This is a genomic window from Streptomyces aidingensis (assembly GCF_900112355.1).
GTDB classification, from domain to species: domain Bacteria; phylum Actinomycetota; class Actinomycetes; order Streptomycetales; family Streptomycetaceae; genus Streptomyces; species Streptomyces aidingensis.
In genome coordinates this window covers 23,199-44,761 of the sequence record NZ_FOLM01000018.1, presented here as the reverse complement: position 1 = coordinate 44,761, position 21,563 = coordinate 23,199, and the positions used below count along the sequence as shown (strand labels likewise).

Genomic DNA, 21,563 nt, shown 5'->3' with positions numbered 1-21,563 from the left:
ACCAGGAGACCCGCATGAACCCCACCGCACCCCGCTCGGTGACCGGGCGGGCCGACGGCTGGATCGTCGGCCCGCCGCGCCGGGACCCGCCGTCCCTGCGGCTGTTCTGCCTGCCCTATGTGGCCGGCGCCGCCTCGGTCTACGCGCCCTGGCGCGGCGCCCTCGGCGAGCACACCGAGGTCTGCGCCATCGAACTGCCCGGCCGCCAGACCCGCTGGCGCACCCCCGCCTACACCCGTCTGGGACCGCTGGTCGACGCGCTGGCCTCGGCGCTGCGGAACGAACTCGACGTGCCCTGGGCCCTCTTCGGCCACAGCATGGGCGCGCTCATCGCCTTCGAACTGGCCCGCGAACTGCGCCGCCGGGGCGCCGGCGAGCCGCGGGTGCTGTTCGTCTCCGCGGGACCGGCCCCCCGGCTGCGCGGCGGCAGCCCCCGGGTGCACGACCTGCCCGCCGCCCGGATCGCCGCCCGGATCGCCGCCCTGGGCGGCCTGCCCGAAGAACTGCGCGCGGAGCCGGAACTGCTCCGGCTCTTCCTGCCGGTCATCAGGGCCGACTTCGCGGTCTGCGAGACCTACCGCTACCGGCCGGAGAGGCCGCTGGACTGCCCGGTGGTGGCCTTTGCCGGCCGCGACGACGCGGAGGTGCCGCCCGAGCGGATGGCGCCCTGGGCCGAGGAGACCGCCGGCCGGTTCACCCGGCACGTGCTGCCCGGCGGCCACTTCTTCCTCCGCACCGCGCAGGCGGAACTGCTCCGGGCGGTCCACGGCGCCCTCGGCGCACCCGGCGCACCCGGCCGACCCGGCCGACCCGGCGCACCCGGCGCCCCCTGAGAGGAGTCACCCATGCCGGAATACTCGATACCCCTGTCCCCGCAGGTGCCCGGGAGCGTGGCGGAGGAATTCGCCAGGCTGGTCCACTACGCCTCGGCCGACATCCGCCGGTTCAGCCTGGTGCGGGGCCAGGCCGGCGAGGTCCGGGAGATCCTGGTCCTCACCGAGGACGAGACCGACCCGGCGGAGCTCGGCCGCAAGCTCAACACCGTGGTGCGGCGCGAAGTGCTGCCGCGGCAGGCGCTTCCGGACGCCGCCCCCGCCGAGTGGCAGTCCATGGCGGTGCCGCGGCCGTCCCGCATCGCCTTCGCCGACCTGGAGCGGGCCGGGATGGTGTTCCGGGCGGGCGAGGGCACCTACGGCACCGGGGGAGCGCTCACCGATCTGCTGTCCCGGCTGGAGGAGCGGATACGGCGGATCGCGGTGGACGCCTTCGGCGCCGCCCGGCACTCCTATCCCGCGCTGCTGCCCACCGAAGTGCTGCGCCGGGCGGGATATTTCGAGGCGTTCCCGCAGTTCCTCATGTCGGCCAGCCGTTTCCACCCGGATGTCGACGCCTACCGGGAATTCGCGGCCGGTTTCGCGGAGGCGGCGGACAAGTCCGCGTTCATCGACAGCCGCAGCGAGCACACCGGATACTGTCTGCCGCCCACGGTGTGCTACCACACCTTTCACCAGTTCGCCGGGCGGGAGGTGCCCCCGTCGGGAGCCGTGGTCACCGCCTGCGGCAAGATATTCCGCTTCGAGTCCCACTACCACCGCACGCTGGAACGGCTGTGGGACTTCACCATGCGGGAAGTCGTTTTCCTCGGCAGCCGGGAAACCGTGGCCGGACTGCGCCGCAGACTCATGGAAGCGGTCCAGGAATGGATCGACCGGCTCCGGCTCGCGGGCCATACGGAGGTGGCCAGCGACCCGTTCTTCAGCAATGGCGCCACCGCCCGGCGGGTCATGGTGCAGCGGGCCCTGAAGGTGAAATACGAACTCCGGATGCCGGTGGTCGACGACCGTACCGTCGCCGTCGGGTCGTTCAACATCCACGGCACCAAGTTCGGGGAGGCGTTCGGCATCACCCTGCCGGACGGAACCCCCGCGCATTCCGGCTGCATCGGCATCGGGCTGGAACGGCTGGCATACGCCCTTCTCTGCCGCCACGGCATCGATCCGCGCGACTGGCCCGAGATCTGAAGGGCGCGCCCCGGCACCTCAGCACACCCGCCGGGCCCGCCCTTGACGAAGGAGTAGGAATGACTGCTGTCCGACCCCCGGGAAAACGCGTCGGCGTCTTCTGCGGATCACGCCCCGGCAGAGCGGGCGAATACCTCGACACGGCCCGGGGCCTGGGCCGGGAACTGGCCGCCCGCCGCGCCGGACTGGTCTACGGAGCCGGCGGGGTGGGCATCATGGGCGCCGTCTCCGCCGCGGCCATGGCCGCCGGCGCCGCGGTGACCGGGGTGATCCCGCACGCCCTGCACGAGAGGGAACGGCTCGACAACGCCTGCGGCGAGATCTTCGTGGTCAGCGGAATGCACGAACGCAAGGCGCTGATGTACCGGCTCGCCGACGCCTTTGTGGTGCTGCCCGGCGGATACGGGACTCTCGACGAACTCATGGAAGTCGCCACCTGGAACCAGCTGGGATACCACGACAAGCCCGTGGTCCTGGTGAACGTCCGCGGATTCTTCGACCCGCTCATCGGGATGCTCGACCGCATGCTCGACGACGAGTTCTTCTCCGCCCGCGACCGGGCCGTCATCCGGGTGGCCCGTGACTGCGGCACGGCCCTGGACGCCATCGGCGTCACCCGGCCCGACCCTGCCGCGGAGAGCCCGCGCGGTGTCCGGCACGGGGTGATGGGCGGTGCGCCCGGCGTCCTGTCCCAGGCCCGCATCGGCACGCTGGGCGGCTGATCCCGCGCCGCATCGCTCCCCCCACCCCTCCGGAGGACCGGAAATGGTTCACACCCCCGCCCCCGCCTCTGTCCCCACTTCCGCCCCCGCCCGCGAAACACCGGTGTCCGCCCGGGCGGCGGCACTCGCCGGCAACAGCCTGACCGGGCTGTTCACCCTGGCCCGGGCGCGCGGCGCCGTCGACCTGGCCGTCGGCACCCCCGGCTGCCCCCGCACCCCGCACGCCCTGGTCGAGGAGGCCGCCCGGGCCCTGCGCGCCGGGCGCAACCAGTACGAACACCCGGCCGGCGACCCCGGACTGCGGCAGTGGATCGCCGAGACGGCCGGCGACGGCGCCGATCCCGACCGGGAGATCACCATCACCGCCGGCGCCACCGAGGCGCTGTATGTCGCGCTGCTGTCCACCCTGGACCCGGGCGACGAGGTGGTGCTGTTCAGCCCCGGATACGAGCAGTTCGCCGCCGCCGTCGCCCTGGTCGGGGCCCGCCCCCGGTTCGTGCCGCTGCACGCCCCCGACTGGCGCCACGACCCGGCCGAACTGGCCGCCGCCTTCACCCCCAGGACCCGGGCGGTCCTGCTCAACACCCCGGCCAACCCCACCGGCCGGGTCCTGACCGCCGGTGAACTGCGCGACATCGCCGGGCTGTGCGCCCGCTGGAACACCACGGCCATCTGCGACGAGGTGTACCGCGGCTTCGTCTTCGACGGCCACGAGCATCTCTCCGTGGCCCGGGTGCCGGAACTGGCCGGACGGAGCATCGTCATCGGCTCCCTCTCCAAGAGCCACGCGGTCAGCGGCTGGCGGCTGGGCTTTCTGCGCAGCGACCCGGAGCGCACCACCGCCCTGCGGCGGGTGCACGAACTGACCACCAACGGCACGGCCGCACCGCTCCAGGCGGCTGCCGCCCGGGCCGCCGGGTCGGCGGACCCGGAGGAGATCCGCCGGGAGATGGGCCGGCGCCGCGATCTGGCGCAGCACATCTTCTCCGGCCTGGGCATGAAGTCCGCGCCCGTGGAGGGCGGCTGCTTCCTCTTCGCCGACATCTCCCCGCTGACCGGCGGACGCGAGGACTGCACCGCCTTCGTCCGCCGGCTGCTGGACCGGTCGGGGGTGCTGCTCGCCCCCGGCGCCCCCTTCTTCGCCGACCTGGCGCAGGGACGCAACTGGGTGCGCATCGCCTTCAACCGGCCGGAGGAGACGCTGCGCGAGGCGGAGCACCGGCTGGCGGCCGGCTGACGGCCGGACCGCCGGCCCGGGCGCCGGCCCGGGCGGCGGCGACGGCAGGCAGGCAGAGAGCAGCGCAGACGGCAGCGCAGACGGCAGCGCGGACGGCAGTGAACGGCCGGCGCAAGCAGGGCAAGCAGCGGAAGGAGCACACGCATGGGACCGGAGCACGGTGCGGACCGCCTCGGGCCGCTCCCCGGATATCTGACCCACCGGGACGGCGTCGCCGGGGACGGCACCGGCGGGGTGGTGCCGATCACCACCCCGGTGGGCGACAAGATGTGGCTGGTGCGCGACTGGGCGCTCGGCCGCCGGGTGCTGACCGACCGGCGGTTCAGCAGGGCGCAGGCGGCCCGGCCGCACGCCCCCCGGTTCAATGACGCCCAGCCCGCGCCGGACGCCATGATGAGCATGGACGGCACCGAACACGCCCGGCTGCGGCGCATCGTCAGCGGCGCGTTCACCACCGGCCGGGCCGCCGCCATGAAACCGGCCGTGGAACGCCTGACCGACGAGCATCTGGACCGGCTCGCCGCCTGCGGTCCCCCCGCCGATCTCGTCGCGGAACTCGCCACGCCGCTCCCGCTGGCCGTGCTGTGCTCGCTGCTGGGCATCCCGCCCGAGGACACCGCCGCCTTCCGCGACTCGGTGGAGGTGCTCTTCGACATCTCCGCCAGCACTCCGCAGGAGAAGTCCCGGCGCCGCCTGGAACTCGTCGACTACATGGGCGGTCTGGTCGAGCGCAAACGGCACGGGGCCCGGGCGGGCACCGGGGAGGAGGCCGATCTGCTCACCGGGCTGATCGCCGCCCACGACCGCGGCACGCTGTCCATGGCCGAGCTGCTCACCCTGCTGATGGCCGGCTACGAGACCACCGTCGGCCAGATCGGGCTGTCCGTCTACACGCTGCTGTCCGATCCCGGCGCGCTCGCGGAACTCCGCGCCCGTCCCGCCCTGCTGGAGCCGGTGACCGAGGAACTGCTGCGCCTGGACCCCGCCACCCCGCTGAGCTTCCCGCGGGTGGCGCTGGAACCGGTGCTGCTCGGCGGCGTCACCGTCCAGGCCGGCGAGGCCGTGGTGGTCTCCCTGCTGCACGGCAACCGGGACGCCGCCGTCTACGACGGGCCGGAGCGGCTGTGCCCGCACGGCCGGGACGCCGCCCATCTGACCTTCGGCCACGGTGTGCACCGCTGCCTGGGCGCGCCCCTGGCCCGGCTCCAGTTGCGCGTCGTGCTGGAGCGCCTGCTGCGGCGCTTCCCCGCGCTGCGGCTCGCCGCCGGCCCCGAGCCGGCGGTCTGGAAGGAGGGCCTGTCCACCCGTGGCCTGGCCCGTCTGAGCGTGGAGTGGTAGCCGCCCCGCGCCGGTCCCCGTCCCGTGCCGTTACGCCAGTCGAGTGAGGAGTCGGAGTCGCGTGTCTGCCGAGAACACCCACCGCACCCCGGGCGCCGCCCCGGAGCCCATCGCCGTTGTGGGACTGTCCTGCCGGCTCCCCCAGGCGGACGGCCCCGCCGCCTACTGGCGGCTGCTGGCCGAGGGAAGAAGCGCCGTCACCGAGGCCCCGCCCGGGCGCTGGGCGGACGTGCCCGGCCCCCGGCGCGGCGGCTTCCTGGACGCCGTGGGCGACTTCGACGCCGCGTTCTTCCACCTCTCGCCCCGCGAGGCCGCCGCCATGGACCCGCAGCAGCGGCTGATGCTGGAGCTGGTCTGGGAGGCCCTGGAGGATGCCGGGATCGTGCCGGCCGCGCTGCGCGCCAGCCGCACCTCCGTCTTCGTCGGCGCGCTGCGCGACGACTACGCCGCGCTGCTGCACCGGCACGGCGGCCGGTCCGTCACCCAGCACACCATGACCGGTCTGAGCCGGGCCGTCATCGCCAACCGGATCTCGTACCACCTGGGCCTGCACGGGCCGAGCCTGGCGCTGGACAGCGCGCAGTCCTCCTCGCTGGTCGCCGTCCACCTGGCCTGCGCCGGCCTGCGCTCCGGCGAGTCCACCCTGGCCATCGCCGCCGGGGTGAACCTGAACCTGCTGTCCGGGCATGTGCTGGCCGAGCGGAGGTTCGGCGCGCTCTCCCCGGACGCCACCACCTACACCTTCGACGCCCGGGCCAACGGCTTCGTGCCCGGCGAGGGCGGCGGGGTGGTGGTGCTCAAACCGCTCGGCCGGGCCCGGGCCGACGGCGACCGCATCCACGGCGTGATCCTCGGCAGCGCGGTCAACAACGACGGCGCCACCGAAGGGCTCACCGTACCGAGCGCCGCCGCCCAGCGGGCGGTGCTCACCGAGGCCTACCGGGCCTCCGGCATCGCCGCCGAAGAGGTGCAGTACGTCGAACTGCACGGCACCGGCACGCCCGTCGGCGATCCCGTGGAGGCCGCGGCGCTCGGCGCGGTGCTGGGCACCGGACGCGCCGGGGGCGCCCGGCTGCGGGTCGGCTCGGTCAAGACCAACATCGGGCACCTGGAAAGCGCCGCGGGCATCGCCGGACTGATCAAGGTGCTGCTGAGCATCCGCCACCGCCGGCTGCCCGCCAGCCTCAACTTCTCCGCCCCCGGCCCGGGCATCCCGCTGGACGGCCTGGGCCTGGAGGTCCAGCGGCGGCAGACCGGCTGGCCGCACGAGGACCGGCCGCTGGTGGCCGGGGTCAGCTCCTTCGGCATGGGCGGCACCAACTGCCACCTGGTGGTGACCGAACCGCCGGAGCCGAAGCCGGGGCCGGGGCCCGCGGCCGGCACCGCCGGCGCACCGGCCGCCGCCCGGCCCGGCCACGGCGTGGTCTCCTGGCCGCTGTCGGGCCACACCCCGGCGGCGCTGCGCGCCCAGGCCCGGCGGCTGCGGGAGTTCGCCGGCCGGCACCCCGGGCAGGCCGTGCTGCCCGTCGCCCGGGCACTGGTCACCCGCCGGGGCCTGTTCCCGCACCGGGCGGTCGTCACGGCCGCCGGCCGCGAGGGGCTGCTCGCCGGACTCGACGCCCTGGCCGGGGGCACCCCCGCGGCCGGCGTGGTGACCGGGGACGCCGCCGCCCCCGGCAAGCTGGGCTTCCTCTTCACCGGGCAGGGCGCCCAACGCACCGGCATGGGCCGCGGGCTGTACGAGGCGTTTCCCCGCTACGCCCGGGCCTTCGACGAGGCCGCCGGCGCCCTCGACCCCTTCCTGGACCGGCCGCTGGCCGAGGTGATCGCCGGCGGCGGGCCGGACCTGGACCGCACCGGCTTCACCCAGCCCGCGCTGTTCGCCGTCGAAGTCGCGCTGTTCCGGCTCCTGGAGTCCTGGGGGCTGCGCCCCGACCGGCTGGCCGGGCACTCGGTCGGTGAGATCGCCGCCGCCCACGCCGCCGGGGCGCTGTCCCTGGCCGACGCGGCCCGCCTGGTCGCGGAGCGGGCCCGGCTGATGCAGGCCCTGCCGCCCGGCGGCGCCATGGTCGCCGTGCAGGCGAGCGAGGAGGAGGTGCGCGAGCTGCTGCGCGGCGCACCGGGACAGCCGGCCGTGGCCGCCGTCAACGGCCCCGAAGCCGTGGTGATTTCCGGGGACGCGGCAGCCGTGCGGCGTGTCGCCGGCGTGCTCGCCGGACGCGGACACCGCACCAGGCGGCTCGATGTCAGCCACGCCTTCCACTCCCCGCACATGGACCCCATGCTCGACGAGTTCCGCACCGTGGCCGCCTCCCTCACCCCCCGGCCCCCGGCCGTTCCGCTGGTCTCCACGGTCACCGGCGGGCCCGTCACCGCCGACCGGCTCGCCTCCCCCGGCCACTGGGCGGACCAGGTGCGGCTCCCCGTCCGTTTCCTGGACGCGGTGCGCACGCTGGAGGCCGAGGGCGTCACCACCTTCCTGGAGCTGGGGCCCGACGGGATCCTCTCGGCGCAGACCGCCGCCTGCCTGCGCCGCCCGGACGCGTCGGTGGCCGTCCCGCTGCTGCGCGCGGACCGCCCGGAGACGGCTGCGGCACTGGACGCGGTGGCCCACGCCCATGTGCGGGGACATGCGGTGGACTGGACCGCGGTGCTGGCGGACGCCGGCCCCGAGGACCCGGCCGCGCCCCCGGCCGAGCTGCCCACCTACGCCTTCCAGCGCCGCCACCACTGGTTCGGCCCCGGCCCCGAGGACCGCCGGCAGCACGACCCGGGGACCGAGGCGGACACCGGGGCCGGTGCCGAGGAAGGCGCCGGCGGCAGCGCCGGCAGCGGCGGGCCGCCCCCGGCCGCCGACGCCCCGCCCGGCCCCGGCCCGGACCGCTCCCGTACCGCCGAGGAACTGGTGGACGCGCACATCGCCGCCGTGCTGGGCAGCCCGCCCGGCGAACGGCCGGCCCGGCACACCACCTTCCGGGACCTGGGCTTCAGCTCACTGATGGCCGCCGAACTGCGCACCGCCCTGGCCCGGGCCACCGGACTGTCCCTGCCCAGCGGGCTGCTGTTCGCCCACCCCACGCCCGCGGCCCTGACCGGGTTCGTGGAGTCGCTGCTGCGGGCCGGGCGGGAACGGCCCGTTTCGCAGCCGGCGCCGCGGCCCGGGCGGGGTGCGGGGCCGGGTGCCGGGTCGGAGGAGCCGGTGGCGATTGTGGGGATGGCGTGCCGTTTTCCCGGCGGGGTGGGCTCGCCGGAGGAGCTGTGGCGGCTGGTGGCCGAGGGCACCGACGCGGTCGGCGATTTCCCGGCCAACCGCGGCTGGGACCCGGACCTGTACCACCCGGCACCGGCCCCGCCCGGCCGCAGCGCGGTGCGGCACGGCGGCTTCCTGTACGACGCCGGCGAGTTCGACGCGGCCTTCTTCGGCATCTCGCCCCGCGAGGCGGCGGCCATGGACCCCCAGCAGCGGCTGCTGCTGGAGACCGCCTGGGAGGCGGTCGAGCGGGGCGGCATCGACCCGAGGACGCTGCGCGGCAGCGGCACCGGTGTGTTCGTCGGCGCCACGGCCCTGGAGTACGGGCCGCGGATGGCCGAGGCGGCCGGGAGTGCCCACGGACATGTGCTGACCGGCACCACCGGCAGCGTCATGTCCGGGCGCATCGCCTACCAGCTCGGCCTGACCGGACCCGCCCTGACGGTGGACACGGCGTGTTCCTCGTCGCTGGTGGCGCTGCATCTGGCGATCCGGTCGCTGCGTTCGGGGGAGTGCGATCTGGCGCTGGCCGGCGGGGTGACCGTGATGTGCAGTCCGGGGATGTTTGTGGAGTTTTCGCGGCAGCGGGGGTTGGCGGTGGATGGGCGGTGCAAGTCGTTTGCGGCGGGGGCGGATGGTACGGGGTGGTCGGAGGGGGTGGGGCTGCTGCTGGTGGAGCGGTTGTCGGTGGCGCGTCGGCGGGGGCATCGGGTGCTGGCGGTGGTGCGGGGTTCGGCGGTGAATCAGGACGGTGCGTCCAATGGGCTGACTGCTCCGCATGGTCCGTCGCAGGAGGGGGTGATCCGTGCGGCTCTGGCGGATGCGGGGCTGGGTGCGGGTGAGGTGGATGCGGTGGAGGCGCATGGGACGGGGACGGTGCTGGGGGATCCGATCGAGGCGGAGGCGCTGGCGGCGGTGTACGGGCGGGCGCGTGGTGGTGGGGGTCCGTTGTGGGTGGGGTCGTTGAAGTCGAACATCGGGCATGCGCAGGCGGCTGCGGGTGTGGGTGGTGTGATCAAGATGGTGGGGGCGTTGCGGGAGGGGGTGTTGCCGCGGACGTTGCATGTGGATGCGCCGTCGCCGCATGTGGACTGGGCGGGGAGCGGGTTGTCGTTGCTGGTGGAGTCGCGGGAGTGGCCGGGGGCGGGCCGGCCGCGGCGGGCGGGGGTGTCCTCCTTCGGGATCAGCGGTACCAACGCGCATGTCATCCTCGAACAGGCCCCCGACCCCGACCCCGACCCCGACCCCGGCGCCCCATCCGACCCCGGCACCCCGACCGCCCCGGCAACCCCCCTGCCCTGGATCGTGACCGGCAGGACCGAGGAGGCGCTCCGGGCGCAGGCCGCCCGGCTGGAACGGTTTGTCGCGGACCGCCCGGGCCTGTCCGCCGCCGACCTCGGCCACTCGCTCGCCACCGGCCGCGCCCTGCTCGACCACGGCGCGGCGGCGATCGGCACGGACCGCGAGACGCTGCTGCGGAACCTGGCCGCCATCGCCCGGGGCGACACCGCCCCCGGAGTCGTCCGGGCCCGGCGCGGCGAACCGGGCCGGACCGCGTTCCTGTTCACCGGCCAGGGCAGCCAGCGGCCCGGCATGGGACGCGATCTGTACGCGGCACACCCGGCCTTCGCCGCGGCGCTGGACGAGATCTGCCGCCATCTGGACCCGCATCTGCCCCGCCCGCTCCAGGAGCTGCTGTTCGCCGCCGAGGACTCGGCCGAGGCACGGCTGCTGGACCGCACGGTGTTCGCACAGCCCGCGCTGTTCGCCCTGGAACTGGCGCTGTACCGGCTGTTCGGCCACTGGGGCATCACCCCCGACTGCCTGCTCGGACACTCGGTGGGCGAGATCACGGCCGCCTGTGCGGCCGGGGTGCTCGAACTGCCCGACGCCTGCCTGCTGGTCGCCGAACGCGGCCGGCTGATGGAATCGGCCCGCGCGGGCGGCGCGATGATCGCCGTCGGGGCCGCCGAGGAGGAGGTCAGGACCGCCCTCGGCCCCTGCGCCGGCCGGCTCACCGTCGCCGCCGTCAACGGGCCGCGCTCCGTGGTGATCTCGGGCGACGCCGACGCCGCGGAGGAGGCCGCGGCGGCATGGCGGGCCAAGGGGGTGCGCACCACCCGGCTGGCCGTCTCGCATGCCTTCCACTCCCCGCACATGGACGCGCGGATCCTGGAGGAGTTCCGCGCGGTCGCCGCGGGCCTGGACTTCCGGGCGCCCCGCATCCCCGTGGTCTCCAATGTCACCGGCGGCCTCGCCGACGAGGAGCAGCTCACCTCACCGGACTACTGGGTACGCCAGCTGTGCGGCACCGTGCGCTTCGCGGACGGGGTGCGGTGCCTGCGGCAGGAGGGCGTCACCCGGTTCCTGGAACTCGGCCCCGACGCGGTGCTCAGCTCCCTGGTGCCGCAGTGCCTGCCGGAGCCGGAGACCGGGGCGGTCCTCCCGGTACCGGCGCTGCGGCGCGGACGGGGCGAGGCGCAGTCCGTGGCGGCGGCCCTGGCGCTGCTGCGGCTGCACGGCGCCGAACCCGCGTGGGGAGCGGTGTTCCCGGGCGCCCGCCGCGTCGAGGGCCTGCCCGGCTACGCCTTCCGGCGCCGGCGCTTCTGGCTCCAGGCGCCGGCCGGAGGGCCCGCGGACGCCGACGGCCTCGGCCTGTCCGGCACCGGGCATCCGCTGCTGGGCGCGGCGGTGAGCATGGCCGGCCGGGAGGACACCCATGTGTTCACCGGACGGCTCTCCACCGCCGCCCACCCGTGGCTCGCCGAGCACACCGTGACCGGCACGCCCGTCCTGCCGGCCGCCGCGGTGGCCGAGATGGCGCTGCGCGCCGGGGAGCATCTGGCGGCTCCGCGGCTCGGCGAGCTGACCCTGTCCGCCCCCCTGGTGCTGCCCGGGCCGTCCGCGGCCGTGCAGCTCCAGCTCACGGTGGCCGAGCCGGACGGGGCGGGACACCGCGGTTTCACCCTGCACGCGCGGCCCGACGACGGACCGGCCGCCGACCGCCCCTGGACCCTGCACGCCGAGGGCACCCTGGCGCCCCCGGCCCCCGGTGCCGGGGCCGCCGGTGCCGCCGCCGCTGCCGGTGAGGTGCCGGCCGCCTGGCCGCCGGCCGGTGCCGCCGAGGTTCCCCTGGAGGGTCTCCACGACTCCCTGGCCGCCGCCGGCTACGGCTACGGGCCCGCCTTCCGGGGGCTGCGCCGGGTCTGGCGCGGCGGCCCGGGCGAACTCTTCGCCGAGGTGGCGCTGCCCGAGCCGCAGCGGGGAGAGGCCGGCCGCTACACCCTGCATCCCGCCGCCCTGGACGCGGCACTGCACCCGCTGCTGCTGGACGCGGCGGAGGGGGAGCCGCTGCGGCTGCCCTTCGCCTGGACGGGAGTGCAGCTGCATGCCGCGGGAGCGGCCGTGCTCCGGGTGCGGCTGCGGACGGACGGGACCGGCCCGCAGGAGACGCGGGCCTCGCTCACCCTGGCCGACGGGACGACGGGCGCGCCCGTCGCCACCGTGGAGTCGCTGCGGCTGCGCCCGCTGGACCGCCGCGCACTGCGCCGGGCCGCGGACGGCGCCGCGGACGGCCTGTTCCGGGTCGCCTGGACACCACTGCCCGCCGCCGTCCGCACCGGCCCGCCGCCCGGCGACCGGGCAGCGGTCATCGGCACCGGGCTGACGGCGCGGCACGGCACCCGGTACGACGGCCCGAAGGAGTTCTCCGCCGCACTCGACGCCGGGGAACCCGTCCCCGGGACGGTGATCCTGGCCGCCGCGGCCGGCCCCGGCACCGCGGAGCTGCCCGCGGCGGCCCGTGCGGTGCTGGGCGGCACCCTGCGCACGGTGCGGCAGTGGCTGGCGGACGAGCGGTTCGACGGCTGCACCCTGCTCGTCGTCACCCGGCGGGCCGTGGCCACCGGCCGTGAGGACGTCGAGGACCTGGCCGCCGCCGGTGTCTGGGGCCTGCTGCGCGCCGCGCAGACCGAGAACCCCGGCCGGATCGTGCTGGCCGACCTGGACACGGACACCGTGCCCGACGGCCTGGCCGGTCTCGGCGAACCCCAGCTCGCGGTGCGCGACGGCCGGACGCTGGTGCCCCGGCTGGTCCCGGCAGGCGGCGCGCCGGACGCCTCCGGCGCGCCGTCCGCGCCGGCCGCCGCGCCCCGCTGGGACCGGGGAACCGTCCTGATCACCGGCGCCACCGGCGCGCTGGGCGCCCTGATCGCCCGCCACCTGGTGACCGAGCACTCGGCGCGCCGGCTGCTGCTGGTCTCCCGCCGCGGCGCCGACGCCCCGGGAGCCAAGGAGCTCGCCGGCGAACTCACCGCCCTGGGCGCGGACATCGACTTCGCCGCCTGCGATGTGAGCGACCGCCGCGCGCTGGCCGCCGTCCTGGCGGACATCCCCCGCGGCCACCCGCTGACCGCGGTGGTGCACGCCGCCGGGGTGCTCGAAGACGCCGTCTTCGCCGAGCTCACCGCGGACCGGCTGGAGCCGGTGCTGGCGGCGAAACTCGACGCCGCCTGGCATCTGCACGACCTGACCCGGGATCTCGGCCTGTCCGCCTTCGTGCTCTACTCCTCGGTCGCCGGGCTGCTCGGCACCGCGGGACAGGCCGGGTACGCCGCCGCCAACACCTTCCTGGACGCCCTGGCGCAGCTCCGGGCCGCCCACGGCCTGCCCGCCCAGTCCCTCGCCTGGGGGCTGTGGCAGCAGGCCGGCGCGCTCGGCGCGCACCTCACCGAGGGCGACCTGCGGCGGCTGGCACGACTGGGCCTGCGGCCGATGCCGTCCGCCGAAGCGCTGGAACTCTTCGACGCGGCCTCGGCCACCGGCGAAGCGCTGCTGGCCGCCACCCGGCTGGACACCGCGGGCCCCCGGGCCGCGGGCGGCGAACCGCCGCCGCTGCTGCGCGGCCTGGTCCCGCCGGCCGCCGCCCGGAAAGCCGCCGGCGCGCCGGGCACCGTGACCCCCGACGGCGGGGCCGCGCTGGCCGCCCGGCTCGCCGCCCTGCCCGAGGAGGAACGCGACCGGGCCCTGGCCGAGCTGGTGCGCGGCCGGGTGGCCGCCGTGCTGGGCCATGCCGACCCCGGTGCGGTCGGCGCCGACCGCACCTTCCAGGACCTGGGCTTCGACTCGCTGACCGCCGTCGAACTGCGCAACCTGCTGAACCGGGCCACCGGACTCCGGCTGCCCGCCAGCCTGGTGTTCGACCATCCCACGCCGGCCGGCCTGGCCCGGCATCTGCGGGACCTGCTCCCGGCCGGACCGGCTCCGGCGGGCGAGCCGGTGGCGGAGCAGCTGGCCGGCCTCGACGCCGCGGTGCGCCGGGCCGCCGCGGACCCCGCGGCCCGCGAACGGATCACCGCGGGGCTGCGGGCCCTGCTCCGGGCCGCCGAGGCGGCGGCCGGAGACCGGACGGACGGGGACCCGGCGGCCGGGGACCGCACGGACGGACCCGGGGCGGACGGGGGCGGCGGCCGTCCCGGCGCCGCCGCGCGGCACCTCGACTCGGCGAGCGACGAGGAACTGTTCGCCCTGATCGACGAATTCGACTGAACGGCCTCACCACCACCACGCCGGGGAGCTGAGACACGCATGGCCCAGGAAGACAAGGAAAAGGAAGAGGCGCTCCGCAGCTATCTGAAGAAGGCGGTCGCCGACGCGCGGGACTACCGCACGCGGCTGCGTGCGGCCGAGGAGAAGGAGCGCGAGCCGGTCGCGATCATCGGCATGGGCTGCCGCTATCCCGGCGGCGCGGACTCGCCGGCCGCCCTGTGGCGGCTGGTCGCCGGCCAGGTGGACGCGGTCGGCCCGTTCCCGGACGACCGCGGCTGGGACCTCGCGGCCCTGTACGACCCCGACCCGGACACCGCCGGCACCTGCTACGCCCGGGAGGGCGGCTTCCTCCACGACGCCGCCCGGTTCGACGCGGGCTTCTTCGGCATCGCGCCGCGCGAGGCCCGCGCCATCGACCCCCAGCAGCGGCTGCTGCTGGAGACCGCCTGGGAGACCTTCGAGCACGCGGGCATCGACCCGGAGTCGCTGCGCGGCAGCGGCACCGGTGTGTTCGTCGGCGCGATGTACGACGACTACGCCTCCCGGCTGGTCCCCGCGCCGCCCGAGTACGAGGGCTATCTGAGCATCGGCAGCGCCGGCAGCGTCGCCTCCGGGCGCCTCGCCTACACCTTCGATCTCGCCGGGCCCGCCGTCACGGTCGACACCGCCTGCTCCTCCTCGCTGGTGGCGCTGCATCTGGCCGCCCAGGCGCTGCGGCGCGGCGAGTGCGAGCTGGCGCTGGCCGGCGGGGTGACGGTGATGGCCACGCCCACCTCGTTCACCGAGTTCAGCAGGCAGCGCGGGCTGGCCGCCGACGGCCGCTGCAAGGCGTTCGCGGAATCGGCCGACGGCACCGGCTGGGCGGAGGGGGCCGGGCTGCTGCTGGTGGAACGGCTCTCGGACGCCCGGCGCAACGGGCACCCGGTGCTTGCGGTCATCCGCAGCTCGGCGGTCAACCAGGACGGCGCCAGCAACGGCCTGACGGCGCCCCGCGGCGCCGCCCAGGAACGGCTGATCGAGCAGGCGCTGGCCGCCGCCGGGGTCCCGGCCGGGGAGATCGACGCGGTGGAGGCGCACGGCACCGGCACCAGGCTGGGCGACCCCGTGGAGGCCGGGGCGCTGCTGGCCACCTACGGGCGGGCCCGCACTCCCGGACGTCCGCTCCGGCTGGGCTCCCTGAAGTCCAACATCGGGCACACCCAGGCCGCCGCCGGAGTCGGCGGGGTGATCAAGATGGTGGAGGCGATGCGGCACGGCGTGCTGCCCGCCACCCTGCACGCCGGGCGGCCCACGCCGCTGGTGGACTGGTCCGCCGGCACGGTACGGCTGCTGACCGAAGCGGTCCCCTGGCCGGAGCACGATCATCCGCGGCGGGCGGCGGTGTCCTCGTTCGGCATCGGCGGCACCAACGCCCATCTGATCCTCGAAGCCGCCGGGGACGCCCCCGCGGGGTCCGACGCCCCCGGCCCGGCCGGGAGCCGGGCCGGGGGCCGGGGCGGGGAAACCGCGGCGCCCTTGCCCGCGGTACCGATTCCGCTCTCGGCGCGCGGCAGCGGCGCGCTGGCGGCACAGGCCGCGAACCTGCTGGAGCAGCTGGCCGCCGACCCGTCCGCCGGCCTCACCGACCTCGGCTTCTCGCTGGCCACCACCCGGGCCGCCCTGCCCGACCGGGCGGCACTGCTCGCCGCCGACCGCGAGCAACTGGTGACGGGCCTGCGCGCCCTCGCCGGCGGCGGCACGGCGCCGCACCTGGTGTCCGGCACCGCCCGGGAGGGCCGGACGGCGTTCCTCTTCACCGGCCAGGGCTCCCCACGGCCCGGCGCCGGCCGGGAGCTGTACCACACCTTTCCCGCCTACGCCGCCGCGTACGACGCCGTGTGCGCGGCCCTGGAGCCGCATCTGGACCGCCCGCTGCGTCAGGTGGCGTCGGCGGCCGAGGGATCCGAGGAGGCCCGTCTGCTGGAGCGGACCGACTGGGCCCAGGCCGCCCTGTTCGCCTGCGAGGTCGCCCTGTTCCGGCTGCTGGAGTCATGGGGCGTGCGGCCCGGCGCGGTGCTCGGCCACTCCGCCGGGGCACTGGCGGCCTGCCATGTCGCCGGGGCCCTGCCGCTGGCGGACGCCGCCGCGCTGGTGGCCGCCCGGGGCCGGGCCATGCGGCAACTGCCGGACGGCGGCGCCATGGCGGCGCTGCGCGCCACCGGGCGGCAGGCCGCCGCCCTGGTGGCCGGGCGCGAGGACCGGCTCTCGGTGGCCGCCGTCAACGGACCGGAGTCCACCGTGCTCTCCGGCGACCGGGAGGCGCTGGCCGCGGTCGTCGCGGAGTTCGAGGCGGCGGGCGGCAAGGCGTCCTGGCTGCCGGCCGGCCGGGGCTTCCACTCGCCGCTGATGGAGCCCGCCCTCGCCCCACTGCGCGCGGCGGCCACCGGACTGGCCCACCGCGAGCCGCGGATCACCGTGGTCTCCGACCTGACCGGCCGCCCGCTGCGGCCGGGCGAACTGGCCGACCCCGACTACTGGGCCCGCCACGCGCGTTCCACCGTCCGCTTCCAGGACGGTGTGCGCAGCCTGGCGGAGCTGGACTGCACCCGGTTCCTGGAACTCGGGCCCGGCGGCGAACTGGCCGCCCTCGCCGCCGCCTGCCTGGCCGGCCCGGGCCCGGACGCGGACCCGGACGCGGACCCGGGCCCGGAAACCGGCACCCGAGGCGCCGCCGCTCCGGCACGCGGCGAGGCCGTGTCCTGTCTCGGGCCGCACCGGCCGGAGGCCGAGACCCTGCTGACCGCCCTCCTGCGGCTGCACGTGGACGGCCAGGACGTGGACTGGGCGGCGGTCTTCGCCGGCCGGGGCGCCCGCCGGGTGCCGCTGCCCGCCTATCCCTTCCAGCGCGAGCGCTACTGGCTGCCCGCCCCCGCCCCCGCCCCGCACCGGCCCGGGCCCGGCGGCCCGGCGGACCTCCGGGCGGCCGGACTCGCCCCCGCCGGCCACCCCATGCTCGGCGCCCTGGTCGAACTCCCGGACGACTCCGGCCTGGTGCTCTCCGGCCGGATCTCCTCGGCGGAGCACCCCTGGCTGGCCGGCCACCGCGTCGCCGGACAGGTCGTGGTGCCCGGGACCGCCCTGCTGTCCCTGGCCGAACGGGCGGCCCGCGCGGCCGGCTGCGACACGGTGGAGGAACTCGTTCTCCAGGCCCCGCTCGTGGTGCCCGGCCGGGGGGAGCTGAGGCTGCGGGTGTCCGTCACCGCCCCCGATGACACCGGAGCGCGGGCCGTCACCGTGCACGCCCGCCGGGAGGACGGCCCCCGGGCGGGGGAGTGGACCCGCCATGCGCACGGCACGGTGACCCGGGCTCCCGCCGCACCGCCGGAGGGTCTGCGCGTCTGGCCGCCCCCCGGCACGGAACCCGTCACCGGACAGCCCGGCCGCCTCTACCGGGACCTGGCCGCCCAGGGGCTGGAGTACGGGCCCGCGTTCCGCGGGGTGCGGGCCGTGTGGCGGCGCGGCCGGGAGATCTTCGCCGAGGTGGAACTGCCCCGGGGAGAGGATCCGGGCGGCTATCGGCTGCACCCCGCCCTGCTCGACGCCGCCCTCCATCCCGCGGCGCTGGGGGAGACGGCGGAGGACGGCCGCGGCCTGCTGCCCTACGCCTGGTCCGCGGTCCGCTGCACCGGCTCCCCGGGCAGCCGGGCGCGGGTCCGCCTCGCCCCGGCCGGGCGGCACGCGGTCTCCGTCGACGTGGCCGACGCCGCCGGCACCCCGGTGGCCTCGGTCGGCTCCCTGGCGCTGCGCCCGATGCCCGGCGACCTGGCCGGCCGCCCGGACCCCGCCCCGGCCGCCGCTTCCGCCACCGCCGGCACCGAGCACCCCGGCACCGAGCACCCCGGCACGGAGCACCCCGGCACCGACGACGGGCTGCTGATCCCGTCCTGGACCCCGCTGGACGGCCTGCCGGGGACCGCCCCGTCCGGCCGCTGGCTGCTGCTCGCGCCGCCCGGCGACGGACTCGCGCAGACCCTCCGGGACGCGGGCCTGAACGTGGCGGTCCACCACGACCCGGCCGGCCTGACCCGCGCGCTGACCGGCACCCCGGCAGACACCCCGGCGGACCCCTCGGCGGACACCCCGGCCCCCGAGGGCGTCCTGCTGGCCTGCCCCGCGCCCTCGCCCGCGCCCGGCCCGCGGGCGGTGCGCGAGGTGCTCGCCGGGGTGCTGCCCGTCGCCCGGCTCCTCGCCGGTGACGACCGCCTCGCCGGCACCCGGCTGACGGTGCTCACCCGCGGCGCCGTGGCCGTGGCCGGCGACCAGCAGCCCTCCGGCCTCGCCCAGCGCGCCGCCTGGGGCCTGCTGCGCGCCGCCCAGGCGGAGCACCCCGGCCGCTTCGCCCTGCTGGACGAGGACGGCGACCCCGCGTCCCGGCGCGCCCTGGCCGCGGCGCTCGCCTCCGGCGAGCCGCAGCTCGCCCTGCGGTCCGGCACCGCCCACCGGCCCACGCTGACCGCCGAGGACCCCGGCGCGCTGACCCCGCCCCCCGGAGAACCCCACTGGCGGCTGGACTTCGTGGGCAAGGAGACCTTCGGCCGGCTCTCCCTGGAGCCCTGGCCCGAAGCGGGCGCCCCGCCCGCGGAGGGCCAGGTGCGGGTGCGGCTGCACGCCGCCGGCCTCAACTTCCGCGACGTGCTGCTGGCCCTCGGGGTGATCCCGCCGTCGGCCGACGCCGACGCCACCGGCCCGGGCCAGGGCGGCGAGGGCGCGGGCGTGGTCCTGGAGACCGGACCCGGCGTCACCGGGCTGCGTCCCGGCGACCGGGTGATGGGCCTGTTCACCGGCATCGGACCCGTCTCCCTGACCGATCACCGGCTGCTGTGCCGCATCCCGCCCGAATGGTCCTTCGAACAGGCCGCCGCGGTCCCGGTGGCCTATCTGACCGCCTATCACGGGCTGGTCGACCTGGCGGGCCTGGGCCCCGGCGAGTCCGTGCTGGTGCACGCGGCGACCGGCGGCGTCGGCACCGCCGCCCTGCAACTCGCCCGCCACCTGGGCGCCGAGGTGTATGCCACGGCGAGCCCCGCCAAGTGGGACGTGCTGCGCGCCGCGGGCCTGCCCGAGGAGCGCATCGCCTCCTCCCGGTCCCTCGGCTTCGAGCAGCGCTTCCTGTCGGGCACCGGCGGCCGTGGGGTCGATGTGGTGCTCAACTCCCTGGCCGGGGAGTACATCGACGCCTCGCTGCGGATGCTGCCGCGCGGCGGCCGGTTCCTGGAGATGGGCAAGACCGAGCGGCGCGACCCCGCGGCGGTGGCCGCCGCCCACCCCGGCGTGACCTACCGCGCCTACGACGTCCGCGACCCCGGGCCGGACCGGATCCAGCAGATGCTGTCCGCCCTGCTCACCCTCTTCGCCCGGGGCGAGCTCCGGCCGCCGCGGGTGTCCACCTGGGACATCCGGCACGCCCCGCGGGCCTTCCGCCACCTCGGCGAGGCCCGGCACACCGGCAAGATCGTGCTCACCCTCCCGGCCGGGGACACCGCCTGGGACACCGGCCGGGCGGTCCTCGTCACCGGCGGCCACGGGCGGCTCGGCCGGCTGGTCGCCCGGCACCTGGTCACCGGGCACGGGATGCGGCAGGTGGTGCTGATGGGCCGCCGGCTCCCGGAGCCGGACGGTCCGGCCGCCCGCGCCGCCGAGTACCTGGCCGAACTCGGCGCCGAGGTCCGCAGCATCGCCTGCGACGCCGCCGATCCGGCGGCCCTGGACGCCGCCCTCGGCCAACTGGCCCGCGACGGCGTCCGGATCGGCCAAGTGGTGCACGCGGCCGGCGTGCTGGACGACGGCGTGCTGGCCTCTCTCACCCCGGAGAAGCTGGAACGCACCCTGCGGCCCAAGGCGGACGCGGCCCTCCACCTGCATACCGCCACCCGGGACCTGGGCCTGTCCGCGTTCGTCGCCTTCTCCTCGGTGGCCGGGACCCTCGGCTCCGCCGGACAGGCCGGCTATGCCGCGGGCAACGCCGTGCTGGACGCCCTCATGGAGCTCCGGCGCGCCCAGGGGCAGCCGGGGATCTCGGTCGTCTGGGGGCTGTGGCAGGGCGCCGACGGCATGGGCTCCGGACTGACCCCGGCCGACACCGCCCGCATCGCCCGGATGGGCGTGCTGCCGCTGTCCGACAAGCAGGGCCTGGACCTGCTGGACGCCGCGGTGCGCCGCAACGCCCCCGCGGCCGTCGCCGCCGACTGGGCACTGGACGGCCTGACCGACGCCGCCGCGGTCCCGCCGCCGCTCCGGGACCTGGTGCGGCGTCCGGCCCCCGGTTCCGGCCGCCCGGCCGCCGCCCCCGACGACGGGCCCGGCCGCCGGACCCTGCTGGACACCGTCCGGCTGGAGACCGCGGTGGTGCTGGGGCACGCCTCGCCCGCGGCCGTCGATCCGCAGGTTCCCTTCGACCGGATCGGCCTGGACTCGCTGGCCGCGGTGGAACTGCGCAACCGCATCGCCGCGGCGACCGGCACCCGGCTGCCCGCCACCTTCATCTACGACTGGCCGACCCCCGCCGACCTGGCCGACCACCTCGGCGACCGGTCCCCCGGCGCCATGACCGCCACCACCACCGCCACCGCCACCGCCACCACCCAGGACGGAGCCTCATGACCCGCACCGAACACAGCCCCGTCCGGGTGCCGCGCCCCCGGACCGCCCCCGCGGCCCGGCTGGCCTGCTTCCCGCACGCGGGCGGCACCGCCGGGGCGTTCGCGGCGCTGGCCGCCGCGCTGCCCGACGACATCGAGGTGCTCGCCCTCCAGTACCCCGGCCGCCAGGAGCGCAGGCCGGAGCCCTGCGCCGCCGGCATCCCGGAGCTGGCCGCCGAGGCGGCGCACTTCCTGGCGCCGTACACCGGCGGGCCGCTGTTCCTGCTCGGGCACAGCATGGGGGCCCTGGTCGCCTTCGAGACCACCCGGCTGCTGGAACGGCGCGGCCCGGTGGCCGGCCTGCTGGTCTCGGCCGCCCGGCCCCCGGGGGACGACTGGCAGGAACGCGACCTCGACACGGTGGACGACGAGCGGATCGTCGCGGAGCTGCGGCGGCTGGGCGGAGTGCCCGAACCGCTGCTGGCCGAGGCCGATGTGGTGCGGGAGATCCTCCGCCTGCTGCGGGCCGACCACCGGGCCCTGCGGCGCTACCGATGCCCGCCCGGCGCACGGGTGACAACCCCGGTCACCGCCCTGCACGCCGACGCCGACCCCAAGAACACCATGGCCCAGACGCGGGGCTGGGCCCGGTACGCGGCCGGCGGCTTCGGCACCGCGGTGCTGTCCGGCGGCCACTTCGCCCTCACCGGCCGCGACCCCGGGGCCGCCCGGCTGCTCACCCGCCTGCTCCGCACCGCCCCCGCCCCCGCCGCCCCCGCCCGCCCGGCCGGCTGACCCCGCGCCGGCACCGGGCGCACCGCGACCCACGGA

General features: G+C 77.0%; 8 protein-coding genes. All 8 read left to right on the top strand.

Features of this window, described 5'->3' with window-relative positions:
- Window positions 1-14 precede the first annotated feature (14 nt).
- The 8 genes from BM242_RS24335 to BM242_RS24300 all read left to right on the top strand — a co-directional run bounded on the left by BM242_RS24335 (window position 15) and on the right by BM242_RS24300 (window position 21,527).
- Window positions 15-833 carry a thioesterase II family protein gene (locus BM242_RS24335; RefSeq protein ID WP_093841077.1) on the top strand — a complete coding sequence of 273 codons (819 nt, stop codon included), beginning with the start codon at window positions 15-17 and terminating at the stop codon, window positions 831-833.
- 12 nt (window positions 834-845) lie between these two features.
- The gene (locus BM242_RS24330; RefSeq protein WP_093841076.1) at window positions 846-2,021 is read left to right on the top strand and encodes a class-II aminoacyl-tRNA synthetase family protein; all 1,176 of its coding nucleotides are present in this window, start codon (window positions 846-848) and stop codon (window positions 2,019-2,021) included.
- Between the two features lie 59 nt (window positions 2,022-2,080).
- Window positions 2,081-2,743, top strand: a complete 663-nt coding sequence (locus BM242_RS24325; RefSeq protein ID WP_093841075.1) for an LOG family protein — start codon at window positions 2,081-2,083, stop codon at window positions 2,741-2,743.
- A 103-nt stretch (window positions 2,744-2,846) separates the two neighbouring features.
- On the top strand, window positions 2,847-3,980 hold the full coding sequence (locus tag BM242_RS24320) for a pyridoxal phosphate-dependent aminotransferase (RefSeq protein ID WP_245834480.1): 1,134 nt from the start codon (window positions 2,847-2,849) through the stop codon (window positions 3,978-3,980).
- Between the two features lie 144 nt (window positions 3,981-4,124).
- Complete coding sequence (locus tag BM242_RS24315; protein ID WP_093841073.1) at window positions 4,125-5,318, top strand: cytochrome P450; 1,194 nt, start codon at window positions 4,125-4,127, stop codon at window positions 5,316-5,318.
- A 61-nt stretch (window positions 5,319-5,379) separates the two neighbouring features.
- Window positions 5,380-14,115, top strand: coding sequence for a type I polyketide synthase (locus BM242_RS30960; protein ID WP_107365174.1), 8,736 nt, complete (start codon window positions 5,380-5,382; stop codon window positions 14,113-14,115).
- An 84-nt stretch (window positions 14,116-14,199) separates the two neighbouring features.
- Window positions 14,200-20,754: a type I polyketide synthase gene (locus BM242_RS24305; RefSeq protein ID WP_425443927.1), complete on the top strand. Its 6,555-nt coding sequence runs from the start codon at window positions 14,200-14,202 to the stop codon at window positions 20,752-20,754.
- Complete coding sequence (locus BM242_RS24300; protein WP_093841071.1) at window positions 20,751-21,527, top strand: thioesterase II family protein; 777 nt, start codon at window positions 20,751-20,753, stop codon at window positions 21,525-21,527. Before BM242_RS24305 ends, BM242_RS24300 begins: the two co-directional genes overlap by 4 nt.
- Window positions 21,528-21,563 lie beyond the last annotated feature (36 nt).

Excerpts from the sequence above, each read along its gene's own strand:
- BM242_RS24315 (WP_093841073.1), top strand. The coding sequence starts at position 4,125 with ATGGGACCGGAGCACGGTGCGGACCGCCTCGGGCCGCTCCCCGGATAT.
- BM242_RS24335 (WP_093841077.1), top strand. The coding sequence starts at position 15 with ATGAACCCCACCGCACCCCGCTCGGTGACCGGGCGGGCCGACGGCTGG.
- BM242_RS24330 (WP_093841076.1), top strand. The coding sequence starts at position 846 with ATGCCGGAATACTCGATACCCCTGTCCCCGCAGGTGCCCGGGAGCGTG.
- BM242_RS24325 (WP_093841075.1), top strand. The coding sequence starts at position 2,081 with ATGACTGCTGTCCGACCCCCGGGAAAACGCGTCGGCGTCTTCTGCGGA.
- BM242_RS24300 (WP_093841071.1), top strand. The coding sequence starts at position 20,751 with ATGACCCGCACCGAACACAGCCCCGTCCGGGTGCCGCGCCCCCGGACC.